The 18845-nt window shown below is 71.9% G+C and carries 17 protein-coding genes; 12 read left to right on the top strand and 5 right to left on the bottom strand.

Going from position 1 to position 18845, the window contains the following annotated elements:
• Positions 1-61: 61 nt before the first annotated feature.
• From LZ495_RS14240 to LZ495_RS14205, 8 genes are all read left to right on the top strand, one after another.
• A complete protein-coding gene (locus LZ495_RS14240; RefSeq protein WP_235052530.1) occupies positions 62-979 on the top strand; it encodes a CAP domain-containing protein in 918 nt (305 codons plus the stop codon).
• A 520-nt stretch (positions 980-1499) separates the two neighbouring features.
• Positions 1500-3113, top strand: coding sequence for a sigma-70 family RNA polymerase sigma factor (locus LZ495_RS14235; protein ID WP_235052529.1), 1614 nt, complete (start codon positions 1500-1502; stop codon positions 3111-3113).
• 70 nt (positions 3114-3183) lie between these two features.
• Positions 3184-4368: a hypothetical protein gene (locus LZ495_RS14230; protein ID WP_235052528.1), complete on the top strand. Its 1185-nt coding sequence runs from the start codon at positions 3184-3186 to the stop codon at positions 4366-4368.
• Positions 4369-4651: 283 nt separating this feature from the next.
• Complete coding sequence (locus LZ495_RS14225; protein WP_235052527.1) at positions 4652-5623, top strand: hypothetical protein; 972 nt, start codon at positions 4652-4654, stop codon at positions 5621-5623.
• A gap of 31 nt (positions 5624-5654) precedes the next feature.
• On the top strand, positions 5655-6854 hold the full coding sequence (locus tag LZ495_RS14220; protein WP_235052526.1) for a hypothetical protein: 1200 nt from the start codon (positions 5655-5657) through the stop codon (positions 6852-6854).
• A gap of 31 nt (positions 6855-6885) precedes the next feature.
• Positions 6886-8118: a hypothetical protein gene (locus tag LZ495_RS14215; protein WP_235052525.1), complete on the top strand. Its 1233-nt coding sequence runs from the start codon at positions 6886-6888 to the stop codon at positions 8116-8118.
• Positions 8115-9341: a hypothetical protein gene (locus tag LZ495_RS14210; RefSeq protein WP_235052524.1), complete on the top strand. Its 1227-nt coding sequence runs from the start codon at positions 8115-8117 to the stop codon at positions 9339-9341. The genes LZ495_RS14215 and LZ495_RS14210 overlap by 4 nt, the downstream gene beginning before the upstream one ends.
• Entirely contained in the window at positions 9338-10603 is a 1266-nt protein-coding gene (locus LZ495_RS14205; protein ID WP_235052523.1) for a hypothetical protein, read from the top strand. Before LZ495_RS14210 ends, LZ495_RS14205 begins: the two co-directional genes overlap by 4 nt.
• Before the next feature lie 217 nt (positions 10604-10820).
• On the opposite strand, the gene LZ495_RS14200 is transcribed toward LZ495_RS14205, so the two are convergent.
• Both LZ495_RS14200 and LZ495_RS14195 read right to left on the bottom strand, forming a co-directional pair.
• Positions 10821-11468, bottom strand: a complete 648-nt coding sequence (locus LZ495_RS14200; RefSeq protein ID WP_235052522.1) for a TetR/AcrR family transcriptional regulator — start codon at positions 11466-11468, stop codon at positions 10821-10823.
• A 4-nt stretch (positions 11469-11472) separates the two neighbouring features.
• The gene (locus LZ495_RS14195; protein WP_235052521.1) at positions 11473-12276 is read right to left on the bottom strand and encodes an SDR family oxidoreductase; all 804 of its coding nucleotides are present in this window, start codon (positions 12274-12276) and stop codon (positions 11473-11475) included.
• Positions 12277-12557: 281 nt separating this feature from the next.
• Here LZ495_RS14195 and LZ495_RS14190 point away from each other — a divergent pair, with 281 nt between their 5' ends.
• The 4 genes from LZ495_RS14190 to LZ495_RS14175 are packed head-to-tail and all read left to right on the top strand — an operon-like array spanning position 12558 to position 16063.
• A complete protein-coding gene (locus LZ495_RS14190; protein WP_235052520.1) occupies positions 12558-13316 on the top strand; it encodes an enoyl-CoA hydratase family protein in 759 nt (252 codons plus the stop codon).
• A 19-nt stretch (positions 13317-13335) separates the two neighbouring features.
• Entirely contained in the window at positions 13336-14208 is an 873-nt protein-coding gene (locus tag LZ495_RS14185) for a CoA transferase subunit A (protein ID WP_235052519.1), read from the top strand.
• Positions 14205-14993, top strand: a complete 789-nt coding sequence (locus LZ495_RS14180; protein WP_235052518.1) for a CoA-transferase subunit beta — start codon at positions 14205-14207, stop codon at positions 14991-14993. The genes LZ495_RS14185 and LZ495_RS14180 overlap by 4 nt, the downstream gene beginning before the upstream one ends.
• On the top strand, positions 14990-16063 hold the full coding sequence (locus tag LZ495_RS14175; protein ID WP_235052517.1) for an NAD(P)H-dependent flavin oxidoreductase: 1074 nt from the start codon (positions 14990-14992) through the stop codon (positions 16061-16063). The genes LZ495_RS14180 and LZ495_RS14175 overlap by 4 nt, the downstream gene beginning before the upstream one ends.
• A gap of 96 nt (positions 16064-16159) precedes the next feature.
• Here LZ495_RS14175 and LZ495_RS14170 read toward each other — a convergent pair whose 3' ends face one another.
• Genes LZ495_RS14170 through LZ495_RS14160 form a run of 3 tightly spaced genes read right to left on the bottom strand, consistent with a single transcriptional unit; the run spans position 16160 to position 18724 of the window.
• Entirely contained in the window at positions 16160-17290 is a 1131-nt protein-coding gene (locus LZ495_RS14170; RefSeq protein WP_235052516.1) for an acyltransferase family protein, read from the bottom strand.
• A gap of 22 nt (positions 17291-17312) precedes the next feature.
• The gene (locus LZ495_RS14165; protein ID WP_235052515.1) at positions 17313-18158 is read right to left on the bottom strand and encodes a hypothetical protein; all 846 of its coding nucleotides are present in this window, start codon (positions 18156-18158) and stop codon (positions 17313-17315) included.
• Positions 18159-18217: 59 nt separating this feature from the next.
• Positions 18218-18724, bottom strand: a complete 507-nt coding sequence (locus tag LZ495_RS14160) for a SigE family RNA polymerase sigma factor (protein WP_235052514.1) — start codon at positions 18722-18724, stop codon at positions 18218-18220.
• Positions 18725-18845 lie beyond the last annotated feature (121 nt).

The raw sequence follows: 18845 nt of genomic DNA, 5'->3' as shown, positions 1-18845 counted from the left end.
TGCAATCCGGTCTCCTGAACGTCGACCCGATCGGGCGGCATGGCCGGAGATAGGGGCGCGAGTGGAGTACGACGACGAGACGGCGTGGTCCGAGGCCGCCCCGGAGCCGGCGCGGGCACCCGGCCGCCACCGGGCCAAGGGCGGCCGCCGCCGGGCGAGCGGCGGACGGCGCCGGAAACCCGCGCGCGGACGCAAGTTCGCGGTGGCCGCGGCCGTCGCCGTGGTAGGGGTGGCCGGGGCCGTGGGCGTCGGCGCCCTGACCGGCGGGGACGGCGGCAAGGGCGGTTCGGTCGCGGGCGACGGGACGGACCGCGTGCCGCACGCGAGCAGCACCACGTACGACCCGTCCGCGCAGCTCCAGGGCGGACCCCCGGGAGCGTCCCGAATACCCGCGCCCACCACCGGATCCGGCGGCCCGGGCACGGAGACCTCCGCCGCACCCGCTTCGCCCGCACCGGCGACCACGGCCGCCCCCGCCACCACACCGCCCACCAGCGCTCCGCCCGCGTCCAAGGCGCCGTCGTCCGCCCCGCCCGCGAGCCCCACTCCCGCGAAGACGACAGCACGGCCGAGCAGCCCGGTGCCCACGACCGCCGCGGCGTACGCGGAGGAGGTCGTCCGCATCGCCAACGCCGAGCGCGCGAAGGCCGGTTGCGGCCCCCTCGCGGACGACCCCAAGCTGCGCGCGGCCGCCCAGGCGCACAGCGAGGACATGGCCAACCGCGACTACTTCTCGCACACCAGCCCCGAAGGCACCAGCGCGGGCGACCGCATCACCAAGGCCGGCTACAGCTGGTCCACCTGGGGCGAGAACATCGCCGCCGGGCAGCGCACTCCCGCGGCCGTCATGGAGGCGTGGATGAACAGCCCCGGCCACCGCGCCAACATCCTCAACTGCAACTTCAAGGACCTGGGCGTCGGCGTGGACATGCGCTCCGGCGGCCCGACCTGGACCCAGAACTTCGCCGCGAAGCGCTGAGCGGCACCGGCGTGCGGCGGAACGCCCGCTCCCGGGCCGTCACGCGGGCAGCCCCCCTGCCCGCGACCGGAGCCCGGAGAGCCGCGGTCCCGCCGCTCCCACCGCGGAGCCGTGGCCACGGCACCCGCGCGCGCCGGCCGGGCGGGGGGGCCGGGTGTGCCCCGGCTCCGCGTCCCGGTCCGGCGCGGCGCGGTCCTGCCGGGCTTCGCGAGGTCTCACGCAGTCCTACGAGCGGTCCTCGCGGGCCGCTGGGGATCCGCGAGGTCGGGCGGGCTCCGCATCCCATGGAGGTGGACCCGCACCGCCCCGACCTGCACCGACTCGGGCCTGCAGCCCGGTCAGGTGCGGCGCTGCGAAGTCCCGCGGGGCTCGGCGCCACCCCGGGAGGGTGATCCGCACCCCACCGCCCCGGGTCTGTACCCCGTGTTGTTGGCTGTCATCTCCCGGCACTTCCGAACCGCCGCCCGCCTCGCCGCGGGCGCCTCGGGGCCGGGCGTACCGGACAAAGGCAGGAAGGCCCATGCGCGCGCAGAACCCCGAGGTGACCGAGCTGGCCGCGGCCGCGCAGGCGGGCGACCGCCAGGCCCGCGACGCGCTGCTCGCCGCCTCCCTGCCGCTGGTCTACAACGTGGTCGGCCGGTGCCTCGACGGGCACGGCGACGTCGACGACATCGTGCAGGAGACCATGCTGCGCGTCGTCGACCGGCTCGACGGCCTGCGCGACCCGGCCAGCTACCGGTCCTGGCTGGTGGCCATCGCGATGAACCAGGTCCGCGACCGGGCCGCGGCCGCGCACGCTCGCGGCTCCGCGCCCGACCTCGACGCGGTACGCGAACTCCCCGACCCCAAAGCAGATTTCGTCGACCTCACCATCCTGCGCCTCGGGCTTTCCGGGCAGCGCCGCGAGGTCGCCGAGGCGACCCGCTGGCTCGACGAGGACGACCGCGGGCTCCTCGCCTTGTGGTGGCTGGAGGCCGGCGGCGAGCTGACCCGCGCCGAACTCGCCGACGCGGTCGGCCTCGACGCCCGGCACGCCGCGGTACGCGTCCAGCGCATGAAGACCCAACTGGAGTCCGCACGAGGCGTCGTACGGGCCCTGGCCGCGCAGCCGCGCTGCCCCGGGCTGGACGACGTCGTGCGCGACTGGGACGGCCGCCCGTCCGGCCTGTGGCGCAAGCGCATCCTGCGGCACACGCGCGCCTGCGACGCCTGCGGCGCGCGGGGGCGGGGGATGGTGCCGGCCGAACGCCTGCTGGCCGGGCTGCCGTTGGTCGTGCCGTTCCGAGCCGAGGGGGCGCCGGGGCCGATCGGCGGCACCGATCCTGCCGGAGCCGGCAATGCTGATCCCGGGCTCGGTGGCGATCCGCAGTTCCACCTCGACGGTGCTCCGGACTCCGGCTCGGGCGGTGCTCCGGACGCCGACTTCGGGGGCAGCCTGGACGCAACATCCGCCCCCGGCCCGGGAACTGCCTCCGACCTGGGCAGCGCCTCCGGCCCGGCATTGCCCACCCCGCCCCCGGCGCGCTCCTTTGCGCTCGCCGGCACCGCAGCGGTCGTGACGCTCGCGGTCCTGCTCACGCTCTTCCTGTGGCCCGACTCCGAGGTACCGGAAGCCGCCGCACCGCCGCCGATGCCGACGACCTCGGCCGCACCCGTCGTCGCGCAGCCGGCGCCGACCGAGCCGCCGCCACCGCCCACCACCGCACCCGAGAGCCCCACGCCGCCCGCCCTCACGACCCCGCCGCCCTCCCTCGAACAGCAGGTGCTCGACCTCGTCAACGCCGAGCGTGCCCGAACCGGTTGCGCACCGCTGCGGCTCGACGCGAAGCTGCACACCGCGGCCCAGCGGCACGCCGATGCGATGGCCGCCCGGCGGTTCATGGACCACACCGACCCGGACGGCAAGGGCCCGGCCGAGCGCATCACCGCCGCCGGATACCGCTGGTCCGCGTGGGGCGAGAACCTCGGCCAGGGACCGGTCACCGCCGCATCCGCGGTCCGCGACTGGATGAGCAGCACCTACCACCGGCAGAACATGCTCGACTGCGGCTTCCGCCACATGGGCATCGGCACCGCACCCACCCGCGGTGGCAACGGCCTGCTGTGGACCCAAGTCCTGGCCACCCCGGCCTGACCCCGCACCGCCCGCGCGCAATCCGCGTACCGCCCTTGAGCACGGCCACCGGCTCTGCTTCGGTGATCATGTGAACCCCTACGCCCTACTGCTGGACGCCGCACCCGAACCGGTGCAGGCCGCGCTCGTGCAGCGGCTGGCCCCGCGCGTCCGCAAGGCCCTGCTGAGCGACGGTGCACTCGGGGCCACCGTGGTGTCATGCGCGCTGCAGTACGGGACTTCGGACGACCGGGCCGCGCTCGCGGGCAACCAGCAGATCGCCCCGGAGGCGCTCGTGGCGCTGTCCGCACAGGCGGACGCCGCGATCGCCCAAGCCCTCTGCGCCAACCCCAAAGCCCCACGCGAGGCTTTGCTGCCGGTCGTGCGCCTGCTGCCGCGGGACGAACTCCTGCTGCGGGACCGCCCGCTCGACGTGAAGTCGCGACTCCTCGACCCCCGCCGGCCCCTGGCCGTGGAACTCGACGACCCCCACCTGACCGCGGCGGTCCTGACCGGCAGACTGCCGCGCAACCCGGAGGGGGCGGCGGCCGTCATGGTCCGCGGCTATCTGGGGCTCCTGCGTACGGCCGGCGCCGAGGCGGTCCGTACGGTGTCTGCGGCAGTGCCCGAGCCCATCGAGGCCCGCGTCGGCGTCGTCGCCGAAGCACTGCGCAACCCCACCGATGCCGCCCGGCTCGACGCGGCCTTCGACTGGCTCACCGGCCCGGACGGCATAGTCGCGCGCCTGCGCACGCGGCTGCACCCGGACTGGGCCCTCCTGGCCCCGCGCGGGCCGCTGGATTGGCCGACCATCGAGGCCGCGCACCGGAGTTCCCCGTTCCAGCAGGGAGCCTGCGAAGCATTGGCCAGACAGGTCGGCTGCCCACCCACCCTGCGCGCCGCGGCGGTGCGTCCGCACCCGCCGAAATCACTCGCCCCTGCCACCGTCGACCGCGACGAATTCCTCCGCAAGCTCCCGAAGTTGCCCCGCGAAGGCATCCGCGAGTACCCCGGCCGCGACATCGGCGCAGTCCACGAGGCAGGAGTGCTGACCGCCACCGACATCCTCGGCCAAGGCGCCCCTGCGTTCCACGCCCTCCGCATCGTGCAACTCGCCCAGAACCGCACCACCGAGACCAGGCAAGCCCTGTCCGCCCTCACCACCGCCTCCCTCGGCACCCACAGCGAGCCGTGGACCGTGGCCCTGACCCTCCTCCCGGACTTCGCCGGAACCCTCCCGGAACTCCTCGCCACGGCGGGGGCGGTTGCCAGGTGAACGCTGCGGCGATGCCGAGCGCGTCGTGCGCCTGTGCTTCGGTGACCTCGTGAACCCCCTCACGCTGCTTCTGGACTCCGCTCCGCCCCGGATCCAGGAGGCGGTGGTGGCCCGACTGGACGCGGAGTGGCGCGCCACGCTACTGAGCCAGGGCACCGAACCGGGTTCGGCGCTCTCTGCGTATGTGATCGCCCGCGGAACCCGGCGCGAGCGGCTTGCCCTGGCCGACTCCGCGGCATCGCCGGAATCCCAGCTCGCCCTGGCAAGGGTCGGCGGCCCGGAAGTGGCCGAACTGCTCCTGGACAAGCTCGATGCCCCGCGGGAAGCGCGTATCCGCGCTGCCCGCGAGGTGCCCGACCACGTCCTCCTCCCGAGCACGGTGCCGCCGGGGAATCACGCCCAGCGCACCCTGCGGCGCTCGATCGCGGTCGAGACGGACGACCCGGAGCTGATAATCCGGGCGCTCTCGGAGCCGCCGCCCGCGGGCTCCTCGCCCGTCCGCCTCGGGATTGCGCTGCGCGGCCTGATCGGCCTGCTTCACACCGCCGGACCCGAGGCCGTGAGTGCCGAGGCGGCCCGACTGCGGCAGCCTTCGGGCGAGGTGCCGCAGTCGGTACGCCGCGCCCTCGCCGACCCGACGGCATTCGGCACCTTGGAGACTGCGTTCCACGACCTCTGCGGGACTGCGGCGATCCTCGACCGTTTCCGGCGGCTGCCGGCGCACGCGACCGGCGGTACCCGGCACATGCCGCGACCGCCGCTGGATTGGGCGGAGGTGGAGTCCGCACACGGACGCCGTCCCCTGAGTGAGGAAGCGACCCGGTTCTTCGTGGGCGAACTCGGCTGCCCGGCCGTAATCCGCGGACACTTGGCGGAAATCCGGGCCAGACGTCAGGCGGAGGCGGTGCGCGAGCAGCCGAGGGCGGGGAGCGGCGAGGAGATGCCCGAACGTGCGAATTTCCGGCCGGTGTTCGGTCGGTATGGGGCAGACGCGCTGCGCGATGCGATGGCGCTCGGCAGGCTCTCCGTGCGAGAGGTTCTGTTCCGCGGCACGCCGGCGTGGCGGGTTCTCGGATGTATGGCCGATGTGGTCGCGGTGCGGGCGGAGGCGGAACGTGAGCTGGCTGCCTTGGCGGTGCCGAGGCTGGCCGAGGACGTGGAGGGATGGGTGGTGGCCGTGCGGCTCCTTCCGGACTTTGCCGGCACGCTCCCCGAGCTCGTGAGCACGGCAACTACCGCTGCTGCCAACCCTTGAAGCCGCCGCGCGCATTTGCTTCGGTGCAGTGATGGAGAATCCGCGCGCTTTCCTACTGGCATCCGCGCCGGTTTCGCTGCAGGCGGCCGTTCTGCGGCGGCTGGGGCTGCCGGTCCGGCGGTCTCTGCTGAGCTGGGGTGCGGGTGCGGACATCAGCCGGTTCATCGTCGAACACGGAACGTCCGATGAGCGTGTCGATGCCGCAGGGGATCTCTTCCCCGCGGAACTGACCGTCGCCCTCGGACGGGTCGCCGACGGGAAAGTGGCCGCGGCGCTGTTTGAGAACTACTGGGCGCCGCGGGAAGCACTCTTACCGGTACTGCACTTGCTCCCGCGCGAGAGCTTCTTCCCGCCCGAAGGCGAGCACGAGACGACGATGCTCCACGGGTGGCGTCCGCGCCGAGCGCTGTTCGCGCTCGAACGGGACGATCCCGATCTGACGCGCGAGGCGCTGAACGTGCTCGCGCGGCACCTGGACCGCCGCCTGGGACCTCCGATCGTCATCCGCAGCCTGCTCGGCATCCTGAACGGCGCCGGCCTCGACGCCGTGCGCGACGTGTCCGCGGAGCTGCCGCTCCTGCCGCCGATACCCGGCCTGTATTCGGCGACCGTGTACGAAGCGCTGGCGGACCCGACAGAGCGGCGCTTGGCGGCGGCGTACGCGGAACTGTGCTCGTCCGAGGCCCTCATCACCCGCCTGCGCAGCGGAAATTGCATGGACGTGGAGTTGCTCGTACCGCGCGGACCGCTGGACTGGGCTGCGTTGGCGGCTGCACACGAGGACGCCCCCTTCGCACCGGACACCCGCAGAGAGCTTGGGCTCCAGCTGGGCTGCCCGGCGGAGCTCCGGCCCGCGCCGGGGCCGCCCACCAGGCCGTCGTACGGGCGCTACGGCGACGAGCGCCTTGAACTTCGGCACCGCTTGGAGCCGACGGAGGGCCGTCCGATGCCCTTCGGCCGGAGCTCCGGGATTCGCGCCGCGCTCGGTGGTCGGCGCGCGCCCTTGGCCGGGGAAGTGCTGCACGTCAAGGCCATGGCCCGCTTCGTGCTGGAGTACGTGCAGCTAACCCCGGAGTGGGCCGACGAAGGCCGCCGCGAGCTCGGCAAACTGGCGGCCGAGCGGCTGGGCGCCGACGTCGAGGCATGGGCGGTCGCCCTCACCCTGCTCGACGATTTCACCGGCACGGTCCCAGAACTTCTCGCCGCCGCAGCCGTGGTGGCCGCCCCTTGAGGGGGCAGCGGCGATCTGGTTCGGTGTGCGCGTGAACCCGTACGCCCTGCTGATCGACTCTGCCCCCGCGGAGCTCCAGGCGCAGTTGCTGCGCCGGATGGACACCCCGCTGCGGGCGGTGATCCTGGGCGGGCGGCTCGCGCCGGGGGAGGTGCTCGCCGCACACGTCCTGGACCGCGGCACGTCCGAGGAACGTGCAGCCTTGGTCGCCAACCGCGAGCTGGCTCCGGAGACCTACCTTCGCCTCGCCGACGACGCCGAAGTCGACGCCGACGAGTCGGTCGCCGCCGCGCTGTACGCCAACACCGAGGCGCCGCGCGAGGTCCTCCTCAAGGTCGTCCGCCTGGTGCCCGACGAGTTGCTCCTACCGGCCGAGCCGCCCGTCGGCCTCGTCGAGAAGTACGCCTGTACGCAGCGCGCTTCGGTGCTGGTCGAGTCGCCCGACCCCGCCCTCGTGACCCGGGCGTTGGCTGCGGTCGACCCCAAGGACAACCCGCTGGGCGCCCCGGCGATGGTCCTGCGCGGATGCCTCGCACTGGCGCGTACGGAAGGTACGGACGCGGCAGCCGCGGCCTTCGCCTCGGTGCCGCCGTCGACCGGCGAACTCCCCGAGGCGGTACGCGACGCTTTCGCCGCACCGGGGGACCCCGAACTGCACTCCCGGGCCCTCGCCGTCGTAGGTGGCACGTCGTACCTGCTGGACCGCTTCCGTACCGGTGCCGCGGCCCGGCAGGTCGGCATGCTGCTGATGGGCCCGCGCGAGCCGCTCGACTGGGAGCTGCTGAAATCCGCGCACCGGCAGCAGCCGCTCGACCCCAACACGACCGCAGCGCTGAGCCGCCAACTCGGCTGCCCGCCGGAGCTGCGCACGCCGCTGTACGACGCCTTCCGCGGCGGCCGCGGCTCCACCCGGCGCAGGCTGCTTTCCGCAGGCCCCACGAAGCGCCAACTGCTGACCCAGCTCCCGACATTGCCCCTGGTGCCCGGTCGCGACCTGCGCGAGGCGCACGACTTCGGCGTGATGTCCGCGGCGGGGATCCTCGCGGACGGAGCACCCGCCTACTCGACCCTGATCGTCTTCGAACAGGCCCGCGACCGAAGGCTCGACGACGTTCGCACGGCAGTGGGCGACCTGACCCGCAGCACGTTGGGCACGGACTTGGACGCGTGGGCGGTGGCGTGCAGCCTGCTGGCCGATTTCCCCGGGACGCTTCCGGAGCTCCTGACCACGGCCGCAGCCGCTACCAGGGCCGGCGCCGAGTGAACCCCCACCTGCTGCTCTTCGAGAGCGCCCCCGAAGCCCTACGCGGGCACATCCTGCCGCGACTCGGCCAGGATGCGCGCAACAGCCTGCTCGGCGGGCCGGGCACCCTCGACGCCGCAACCTGCGCGTTCGTCATCACGCAGGGCAGCACGGCCGACCGCGTCGCGCTCGCATGCAACCGCAGCGCATCACCCGAGGTGCTGTTCGATCTTGCGGGCATCCCGGATCCGGACGTGGCCGCGGCCTTGTACGAGAGGTGGGAGTCGCCGCGCGAAGTCGTCCTGCGGGTGATCCCCGCCGTCCCCCGTTCCGTGCTCATGCCCGAACTGAGCGCATTCCAGCGGCAGATCCGGTACAAGACGGAGAACCGGGACATGCTGCTCGCGGAATCCGGGGACCCCGAGCTCATTGCGTACGCCATGCGGAACGCACGCAGCATGGTGCAGCCGGATGCCCTGGTGCTCGGGATCCTCGGCATGCTGCGCGCGTCCGGCCCGGATGCGGTGACCGCACTGCTCGCCGACGTCCAAGTGCCCGACGAGGAGTACGTCCGGTGGTTTCCGGAGGCCATCCGCACGGCCCTTGCCGACCCGACGGACGAAGCTGCGGTGGAAAGGGCAGCGGCTCGGATACCCGACACGGCTTCGGTGCTGAGCGCGCTGCGGTCCACCGGCGGCTCCTGGACGTCCCGCGAGGCGCTCTTCGCGCCACGCGCCCCGATCGACTGGGGCGTCGTCGTCGAAGCGCACCGCGAGAAGCCCTTCAGCGCCGAGGAACTGGAGGCCCTGGGGCTTGAGCTCGGCTGCCCCGACTCCCTGCGCAGGCCGTATCAGGAGTCGATCCCGGCGAAGGATGCGAACGTGCGCAGGCAGGTGATCCGTGAATTGCACGAGAGCGGCGGCGACTTCCGCCTGAATGCGCTGCCGAGGGCGAGACTGCAGGGCTACTGGACGGCAGCCGCGGGCCCCGACCGCCCGCCGGCTGCGGCGCTGCTGGCCAGGGCCGCGCCCGCCTACCCGGCGCTGGAGCTGTTCCAGGACGTGCTGGACGAGGACGCCGAAGAAGTACGCCGCGCACTCGCCGCACTCGCCGGACCCCGCCTGGGCGACGACGTCGACTCCTGGGTGATCGCGCTCAGCCTCCTGCAGGACTTCGCCGGCACCACCACCGAGCTTTTCGACACCGCGGCCGCGGTGGCCGTTCCGGATCGGACACGCGGATGAACCCTCAATTGCTCCTGCTGGAGGCGGCACCCGAGGCGCTCCGGCCTGTCGTGTTGTCCAGGCTGAGCGGCGCACTGCAGGACGAGATCCTGGGGTGGCCCGGAAGTCCCGGCCCGGCGCTCTGTTCGCACATCGTCGCCCGAGGGACGACGGCCCAGCGGGCAGCGCTCGCCCGCAACAGGCGTGCGGCCCCTGACACTGTCCTCGCCCTGGCCTGTCTCGGCGATCCGGCGATCGCCGACAGGGTGCTCCGGAACGAGGACGCATCCCGGGACGCCTATCTGGCGGCGGCCCGAGTTGTGCCCGCGCATTACCTGGTGCCGCCCCCTGACGAGCCGCCCAGCATCTACGGCCTGACCAAGCGGCTGCTTCTGGCCGTCGAACTGGACATCCCGGAGCTCACCACGGCGGCACTCGCGGTCCTGCACACTCGGAGGCGCCTGGGGGTTCATGCACCGCTGCTCGTCCGCGGGTACCTCGGGCTCTTGCGCACGGTCGGTCCGGTCGCTGCGCGCGACGCGATACGGCCCTTCCTGCCCTTGCCCGACGACATCTCGCCGGCGGTACGGCACATGTTGACCGGACCAGCCGACCTCGGACTTCTGGAAGATCTGTTCGAACGTCATTGGGGCACAACGGGTTTGATCGCATTCTTCAGTCGGCCCGGTCGGCGGTACGTCGACCGCAAACTATTGGACCGCTGGCCGCATGGCTCTCTCGATTGGGAGGTCGTCGAGGCCGCACATCGTGAGAAGCCCCTACCGGAGGGGGCTGCGAGCTACCTCGGCCGGCAGGTCGGCTGTCCCGAAGCGATCCTGCGCCACCGCGGTGAGCTGCTGCGGCGCAGTGCGCAGGATCAGGCGCAGCGTATGGCGCAGCTCGCGGAGCACGATGAGGAGCTTCCGGTGCCCCGCCTGGAGGACATGCAAGGGCGTCCGTTCGACTACGACGAGCAGCGGACGCTCGGCGCCGCGGTCGAGCGGGGCGAGTTGTCGGTCGGCGAGATCTTCGGGCGGGGAGCTCCGGCTGCTGCGGCCCTGTTGCTGCTGAACCAGGGCTCCGCCCTTCGCGAGGGGATCGACGCGCAGCTTCGCGACTTCGCCGTCGGCCACCTGGGCGACGACGCGGCGGCCTGGTCTGTCGCCATCACACTGCTCGAAGAGTTCCCCGGCACCCCGGCCGAGCTGCTGGCCACGGCGGCCGCAGCGGTGCGGCGCTGCGATCGGAGAGCAGTCGCCGACCCCCGTGCAGGCTGTGTATAGGAGCCCGATCGAGGCGCGGACCGCAGGCGCAGGAGGCACAGTCCTCGCCGATTCCGCTTGTGTGCGGACAGCACAAAGTGCGGACGGGCGTTCCGGTCCGTCCGCAGGGTGGTGCCGTGCGACGCCGCGGATGCGGCCCCTCGGCGTCAGGTGCCCCGGTCGGAGGGTGCCTTCCTTTGCAGGGAAGGCCGACCGGGGCGGGAGAGCTGCCGCCTGCTCAGCGCGGCGGCTTCTTGCCGGTGATGCCCATGAAGACCAGGGTGGACAGCGCGGGGCGCACGTCCTTCATCTTGATCTTCCAGGTCTCGAAGCCCTTCTGGTGGCCGGAGACGGCGGCCAGCATGGCGACGAGGGTGCCGGCCATGGCGTTCGGTGCGACCTCGTCGCCCGCCTTGCCCTTGGCCTGGACTTCTTCGATGGCCTCGGTGAGGCCCGTGGTCACCGCGGTGAGGATGGACTGCCGGACCTTGTAGAACCGCTTGTCGCCCTCGGCGGACGCCAGGTCCACGACGCGCAGGATCGGCTCGTACTCCCGCCAGAAGTCCAGGAACCCGTCGACCAGCGCTTCCGCCGCGGCGTAGCCGCCCTTGCCGGTCCACCCCTGGCCCTCGGTCAGTGCCTTGAGGCGCTGGCCGTCCTTGGCCATGTCGTTCGCGATCTCGAGGATCGCGCTCTCCACGTCCTGGAAGTACTGGTAGAAGGTGGCCGGCGAGGTGCCTGCCATCCGGGCGACGTCGATGACCTTGACGTCCCGGTACGGCGACGTGTCGAGCATCTCGCGCAGGCAGTCCAGCAGTTTCTGCCGGGTCGCCTGGCCGCGTCGCCCGGCGACGCGGCCGTCGACGGTGCGAACTTGTCCTGTCATGCCGTCAGTTTACGGGCGCGTGATCAGCCTCGCTGTTCGCGGCACGGAGGAAGGCGGGCATTTCTCCCCCGCCGTGCAGGAGGATTTCGGCACCGCTGACGTAGCGGGACATCGGGGACGCGAGGAAAAGGCAGACATCTGCCACGTCGTCAGGTTCAGCCATTCGGCCCAGCGGGATGGTCTCGCCGACCGCGGCGATGCCGTCCTCGTCGCCGTAGTGCAGGTGCGCCTGCTCGGTCCTGACCAGGCCGACCACGATGGAGTTCGTGCGGATCCGCGGGGCCCACTCGACGGCCAGCGACTTGGTGAGCGAGTTCATGCCGGCCTTGGCGGCGCCGTACGCGGCGGTGCCGGGGGAGGGGCGCACACCGCTGACGCTGGAGATGTTGACCACCGAGCCGCCCTCTTCCTGGGCGGCCATCAGGCGGTGCGCGGCCTGCGCGAAGTAGAGGGGGCCGAGCAGGTTGAGCTCGATGATCGCCTTGGAGAAGCGCGGGGACGCGGTGGCCGCGTCCGTCATCGGGGCCCCGCCCGCGTTGTTGACCAGGACGTCGAGGCGGCCGAACTTCTCCTCGATGAAGGCCACGGTCGCGAAGGCGGTGTCCGGGTCGCGCACGTCCGCCGGGTGGAAGACCGCGGTGCGGCCGCCCGCGGTGGGCAGGCTCTCCGGTTCGCTGCGCGAGCAGACCACGACGTCCGCCCCGGCGGCCAGGAAGCGCTCGCTGATGCCGCGTCCGATGCCCTTGCCGCCGCCGGTCACGAGGACGACCTTGCCGGTCAGGTCCAGGGGGTTCGAGGGTGCGGTCATGGGGGTCTCCGGAGGGGGACGCGGGGCGGATGGAGGGGAGTGCCCGGGGCACTCGGAGGGTGTCGTCGGCCACGGCCGCCCCGTCTGGCGCGGCCCGTCGAGAGTCAACTATGGTGGCAGAAATCTGACGATCAGTCAGATCGGATGGTGATGTACCACACTCCGGGACGACGGGAAGCCGTCAAACCGGGATAGACCGGACATGACGCCTCGTCATGAGGCAGCCGGTACAGGTCACGTCGCCACCGGTCCGACACCGCGGCCGAATGGATCCGATTGCCATGGCTATCCGCTACGAGGTGCGCGAAGGCATCGCCGAGGTGGTGCTCGACGCACCCCCGGTGAACGCTCTCGACGTCGCCGGCTGGTTCGAGCTCGCCGACAAGATGCGTGCCGCGAGCCGCGACCCGCAGGTGCGGGTCGTCGTGCTCCGCGCCGAAGGACGCGGCTTCAACGCCGGCGTCGACATCAAGGAGATGCAGAACACCACCGGCCACGACGCCCTCGTCGGCGCCAACCGGGGCTGCTACGAGGCGTTCGCCGCGGTCTACGACTGCGAGGTCCCGGTCGTCGCGGCCGTGCACGGCTTCTGCGTCGGCGGCGGCATCGGCCTGGTCGGCAACGCGGACATCATCGTGGCCAGCCACGACGCCTTCTTCGGCCTCCCCGAGGTGGACCGCGGCGCGCTCGGCGCGGCCACCCACCTGGCCCGCCTGGTGCCGCAGCACCGCATGCGCCAGATGGTCTACACGAGCGAGAACGCCCCGGCCGCCGAGCTGCACGCGTACGGCTCGGTCTACAAGCTGGTCGACCGCGACAAGCTCGTCGAGACCGCGTTCGAGGTGGCCCGCAGCATCGCCGCGAAGTCGCCGACCGTGATCCGCGCCGCGAAGGCCTCGCTCAACGGCATCGACCCGGTCGACGTGAAGCGCTCCTACCGCTACGAGCAGGGCTTCACCTTCGAACTGAACCTCACCGGCGTCTCCGACGAGCTGCGCGACGCGTTCGTCGAAGGCCGCGACGCGGACACCTCGAAGTAGCAGGGAGAGGGAACTCACCGTGGCTGACAAGCGCATGACGCCCGAAGAGGTCGTCGCCCAGCTCTCCGACGGCATGACCGTCGGCATCGGCGGCTGGGGCTCGCGGCGCAAGCCGATGGCCCTGGTCCGCGCCATCCTGCGGTCCGACCTCAAGGACCTCACGATCGTCTCGTACGGCGGTCCGGACGTCGGCCTGCTGGCCCGGGCCGGCAAGGCCAAGAAGCTCGTCTACGCGTTCGTGTCGCTCGACTCGATCCCGCTGGAGCCGAACTTCCGGCACGTCCGCGAGAACGGCCTCGTCGAGGCCGTCGAGTACGACGAGGGCATGTTCCTCTCCGGTCTGCGCGCCGCCGCGTACCGGCTCCCGTTCCTGCCCACCCGCGCGGGCCTGGGCTCGGACATCCTCAAGGTGTCGCCGCACCTGAAGACCGTGGCGTCTCCGTACGCGGACGGCGAGGAGCTCGTCGCGATGCCCGCCCTGAACCTCGACGTGGCGCTCGTGCACGCCAACGTCGCGGACGAGAAGGGCAACGCCGCGCTCACCGGCCCGGACCAGTTCATGGACGACCTGTTCTGCCTGGCCGCCGAGAAGGCGTACGTCTCCGCCGAGCGCGTCGTCTCCAGCGAGGACCTGCTCAAGGAAGCCGGCTGCTTCCACACTCTGGTCCTGCACCGCTACATGACGGCCGGCGTCGTCGAGACCCCGAACGGCGCGCACTTCACCGAGTGCCCGCCGGAGTACGGCCGCGACGAGGCCTTCCAGAAGGCCTACGTCACCGCAGCCGGCGACCCGGAGGCCTGGACCGCGTTCGAGGACCGCTTCCTGAAGGTGGCCGACGAGGCCGCCTACCAGGCCGAGGTCGCCAAGTTCCGTGAGGAGAGCGCCAAGTGAGCACCGCGACTGACACCTCCACCGAGGTCACCCGCGCCGACATCTGCGTGGTCGCGGTCGCCGAGTGCTTCCGCGGCGACGGCGAGATCATCGGCTCCCCGATGGGCACCGTCCCGACCATCGGCGCCCGCCTCGCGCGCGCCACCTTCGAGCCGGACCTGGTCCTGTCGAACGGCGAGTCGCTGTTCTTCGAGGGCACCCACCGCCTCGGCGCCCGGCCCGACGAGTTCGCGGCCGTGGGCTGGATCCCCTACCGCCAGGTCCTCGACGTGCTCGCCTCCGGGCGCCGCCACGTCATGATGGGCCCGGTGCAGATCGACGCGCACGGCAACGCCAACATCTCGGCCATCGGCGACTGGGCCAAGCCCAAGCGCCAGGTGCTGGGTTCGCGCGGCGGCCCGGGCAACACGATCAACCACACCACCAGCTACTGGATCCCCAAGCACTCGGCCCGCGTGCTCACCGCGGCCGTCGACATGGTCTCGTGCATCGGGTACGACCGCGCCGCGCAGGTCGGCAAGGCGGCCCGCTTCCACGAGGTGCGCCGCGTGGTCACCAACCTCGGCGTCCTGGACTTCGAGTCGGTGAACGGCGCTCCGGCGACCATGCGCATCGCGTCCGTGCACCCGGGCGCCACGGTCGACGAGATCGTCGCCAACACCGGCTTCGAGCTCATCGTGCCGGCCGACGTCCCCGAGACCCGGCTGCCGAGCGACGAGGAACTGCGCCTGATCCGCGAGGTCCTCGACCCGCGGGGCATGCGGCTGCGCGAGGTCCCGGCATGACCGCCCTGCACCCGTCGCTGAAGAACGGGTTCACCGAGAAGTTCGGTGTGCAGTACCCGATCGTGCAGACCGGCATGGGCTACGTCTCGTACCCCAAGCTGGTCGCGGCCACCGCCGAGGCCGGCGGCCTGGGCATCCTCGCCTCCGCGACCATGTCGTACGACGAACTCGTCGCCGCCATCGCGCAGGTGAAGAAGGCCACGAGCAAGCCGTTCGCGGTCAACCTGCGCGCCGACGCGCCCGATGCGGCCGACCGCATCGAGCTGATGGGCCGCGAGGGCATCAAGGTCGCGTCGTTCGCGCAGGCCCCCAAGAAGGACCTGATCAAGCGCGCGCACGACCTCGGCATGCTCGTGGTGCCGTCCATCGGCGCCAAGCGGCACGCCCAGAAGGTCGCCGAGTGGGGCGTCGACGGCGTGATCGTGCAGGGCGGCGAGGGCGGCGGCCACACCGGCTCCATCCCGACCACCCTGCTGCTCCCGCAGGTCACCGACGTGCTCAAGGGCACCGACGTCACGGTCATCGCGGCCGGCGGCTTCTTCGACGGGCGCGGCCTGGTCGCCGCGCTCGCCTACGGCGCCGACGCCATCGCGATGGGCACCCGCTTCCTGCTGACCAGCGACAGCCCGGTGGGCCTCGCGGTCAAGGAGGTCTACCTCGCCACCGACGTCAACGGCACGGTGGTCTCCAAGGAGGTCGACGGCGTCCCGCACCGCGTGCTCGCCACCGACTTCGTGCAGCGGCTGGAGCAGCGCTCGGTCGTCGCCCGCTACCCGCGGGCGATCTCCAACGCGCTGAAGTTCCAGAAGCTGTCCGGGACTCCGATCAAGGACATGGTCCGCGAGGGCCTGGCCATGAAGAAGTCCCAGGGCCTCTCGTGGCCCCAGGTGCTGATGGCCGCCAACACCCCCATGCTGCTCAAGGCGGCCATGGTGGACGGCCGTCCGGACCTCGGCGTGATGGCCTCCGGCCAGGTCGTCGGCGTCATCGAGGACCTGCCCAGCTGCCAGGAACTGATCGACCGCATCACGGTCCAGGCCAGCGAGATCCTCCGGGACCTCGAAAGCTGAACCGGAAGACGCAGGCAGGGCCGGTACGGAGCGATCCGTACCGGCCCTGCGCGCATCCGGCGTCCGGTGCCGGGCGCCTGGCGGGTCGGTCCCGCGTCAGTCTCGGGGCATGTCCGCGAACGCCTTGCGGGTCACCACACCCAGGAGCGGCGCGAGCCGCTTCTCCACCACGACGTGGATCAGCCAGGACACCAGCAGCACCCACGCGACGACCGCCGCCAGCACCAGATGCGCATCGAACCGGCCGCGGAGTTCCCGGATCAGCGCCCAGCCGGTCTCGCAGTGCACCAGATACACCGGGTACGTGAGCGCACCGAGCGTGGTGAGGAACCGGAGCCTGATCCGGTCCAGCCACCCCAGCGCCAGCGCCGCCATGACCAGGAAGAACAAAGCCACCGCGAGATGCACCGGCGCCTCGGGCATCTTGTGCTGCATGATCCGCTCGGTGGCCTGCCACCGGCCGATCACATGGTGCTGGCCCATCGCGAAGCTGAATCCGATCACGGCCCACAGCAGCACCGTCGGCCCGTTCCGGCGCATCAGGTAGAACGCCATCCCGGCCACGAAGTACGGCGCCGAATCCGGGATCAGCACGTACTCCCATGCCTTGCTGTCCAGCGCGGTCGCGACGACGGCCGCCACCGACCACAGCAGGCAGAAGGCGAGGACCCTGCGGTACGTGACGCCGAGGAACACGACGACCGCGAACAGCAGGTAGAAGCGCATCTCGATCCACAGCGTCCAGTAGACGATGTCGACGTGGGGGACGCCCGCCGGATCTTGGAACATGGTCAGGTTGACCAGCCGGTCCCACCAGTCGACGGGGACCGACGCCTTGCCGTCGGCCACGAACCAGAGAGTGCCGGTGGTGACGGCGATCGCCGCCCAGTACGCCGGGTAGAGCCGGGTCACGCGCGAGGTGAAGAACTGGCCGAGGCTGCGGCCCCAGCTGCTCATGCAGATCACGAACCCGCTGATGAGAAAGAAGAGTTCGACGCCGAGGAACCCGTAGCCGGACACCACGGTCAGGAGCGGGGCGAACACCTGCGTGGTGGTCCCGCCCCACGCGTAGGCGGCTATCACCAGGTGGTAGAGCACCACGACCATCGCCGCGGCGAAGCGCAGGCCGTCGAGTGCGGGGATCCGTGCCGTGCTTTTCGGTGCGGCTGCGGCCGGCGGAGTGATGGGTGCCGATGCGGCGGCCGCAGCCCAGTCGGTGGTCGTCATGTGGTCGCGCGGCGCCTGCCCGTCACTTGGCGGCGCCCTGGCTCGGGGGCGTGAGGCTCCCGCAGTACTGCAGCCAGCCCTTCCCGTTCCCGCCCGGAAGGGTGGTCTCGGTCGGGGGCCTCGTGCACGGCGCAGCGGCCGGCTCGTCGAGGACCGGGGTGTACGGGATCGCCCGCAGCGCTGCGAGGACCGCCGGGTTCTTGGCGAGGCCGAGCAGTTGCTGCTGCGGGAGGGGATCGCCGGGGAGGAACCCGGCGTTCGTGTCGAGGACGTTTGTGCTGCTGACGCCGATGACCTGACCGTCGGGGAGCACGATCTCCAGCCACGTGTGCTTGAAGCCGTCCGCGCGGGTGCCGCCGCCTTCGTGGAGGCCGTCGACCGCGGCCTGGCTGCCGTCGGAGAGGACGGCCCACTCGCATGCGCGGGGCTCCGGTCCGCCGCAGGACATCCTCGGCGACCCCACCGGCTTACGGTACTGCGGCTGGACGTCGAGCCGGGACCGGCTGCCGTCGGGATGGGTCACCGCGTAGATGAGCAGCCCCTCCACCTGATGCAAGGTGACCGTCGACCCGGCCAGGGCCGGGTCCGCGGCCAGCGCGGCGCGGAGCTGCTCGACGGGATCCACGGACGGCGATGCGGCCGCTGAGCCGCGGCCGCCGGATTCGGACCAGGGGGTGCTCACGGCGAGGACGGCCGTGCCGCCGAGGACCGCAGTGAAGGCGATCGCGGCCGCGCCCACACGTATGCGCCGCCGCCGGCGCAGCCGGGTGCCCTCGGCCCGGGCCACGGGACGGAAGTCGGTCAGGCTCGGCTCGTCGTCGGGGATCGCGCGGGCGAAAAGGTCATGCATGTCGTCGTCGGTGATCACAGAGTGCCTCCGGAGGAAGAGGAGCGGGGCAGGGGGACGCGGACGCGCAGGAAGCAGGCTCAGGCGTGCGAAAGGTCGGCGAGCTGGTCGCCGAGGATGGCGCGGAGCTGCTCCAGGCCGCGGGCGGTGGACGAACGCACCGACCCAGGGCTCTTGTTCAGCAGCACGGCGGTCTGCTCGGCGCTCTGGTCCTCCCAGAAGCGCAGCACCAGCACCGCCCGGTACGCGGGGGTCATGCGGTCCAGCGCGGCCAGCAGCGCGACCCTCGTATCGGGGTCGCCGCCGCCCGCGTCGGCGACGTCCGGCAGCGCACCGGTCGCCGTCTCGGTGCTGGAGCGCTTGCGCGCCGTGTCCACGTACGAGCGGACGAGTATCTTCCGCGCGTACGCGTTCATCGCATTCGGGTCCCGGACCCGATGCCATCTTGCGTAGACCTGCGCAAACGTGGTCTGGACGAGATCCTCGGCGTGGTGCCAGTCGCCGCACAGCAGGTAGGCGGTCCGCCGCAGCGCCGCACTGCGGCCGACCACGAAATCGTCGAACTCGCTGTCGTGTTTCCGCTTCATCCGGCCCCGGTTCTCCCGATCCGTCGCAACAGGTCACTCATCAGTCGGGATGGGCACGGGAAAACGCTGCGTCGCCGCGCGCACAAAAAAGGCCCGCACGGCGACTTGCACCGTACGGGCC

Origin of the sequence: Yinghuangia soli (assembly GCF_021502675.1) — a bacterium.
Classification (GTDB): domain Bacteria; phylum Actinomycetota; class Actinomycetes; order Streptomycetales; family Streptomycetaceae; genus Yinghuangia; species Yinghuangia soli.
The sequence above is the reverse complement of the archived record's forward strand: the minus strand, read 5'-3'. Positions and strand labels throughout refer to the sequence as shown.

Coding starts and splice junctions, on each gene's coding strand:
- LZ495_RS14175 (WP_235052517.1), top strand. CDS start 14,990: ATGACCGCCCTGCACCCGTCGCTGAAGAACGGGTTCACCGAGAAGTTC.
- LZ495_RS14170 (WP_235052516.1), bottom strand. CDS start 17,290: ATGACGACCACCGACTGGGCTGCGGCCGCCGCATCGGCACCCATCACT.
- LZ495_RS14195 (WP_235052521.1), bottom strand. CDS start 12,276: ATGACCGCACCCTCGAACCCCCTGGACCTGACCGGCAAGGTCGTCCTC.
- LZ495_RS14200 (WP_235052522.1), bottom strand. CDS start 11,468: ATGACAGGACAAGTTCGCACCGTCGACGGCCGCGTCGCCGGGCGACGC.
- LZ495_RS14235 (WP_235052529.1), top strand. CDS start 1,500: ATGCGCGCGCAGAACCCCGAGGTGACCGAGCTGGCCGCGGCCGCGCAG.
- LZ495_RS14220 (WP_235052526.1), top strand. CDS start 5,655: ATGGAGAATCCGCGCGCTTTCCTACTGGCATCCGCGCCGGTTTCGCTG.
- LZ495_RS14190 (WP_235052520.1), top strand. CDS start 12,558: ATGGCTATCCGCTACGAGGTGCGCGAAGGCATCGCCGAGGTGGTGCTC.
- LZ495_RS14205 (WP_235052523.1), top strand. CDS start 9,338: ATGAACCCTCAATTGCTCCTGCTGGAGGCGGCACCCGAGGCGCTCCGG.
- LZ495_RS14160 (WP_235052514.1), bottom strand. CDS start 18,724: ATGAAGCGGAAACACGACAGCGAGTTCGACGATTTCGTGGTCGGCCGC.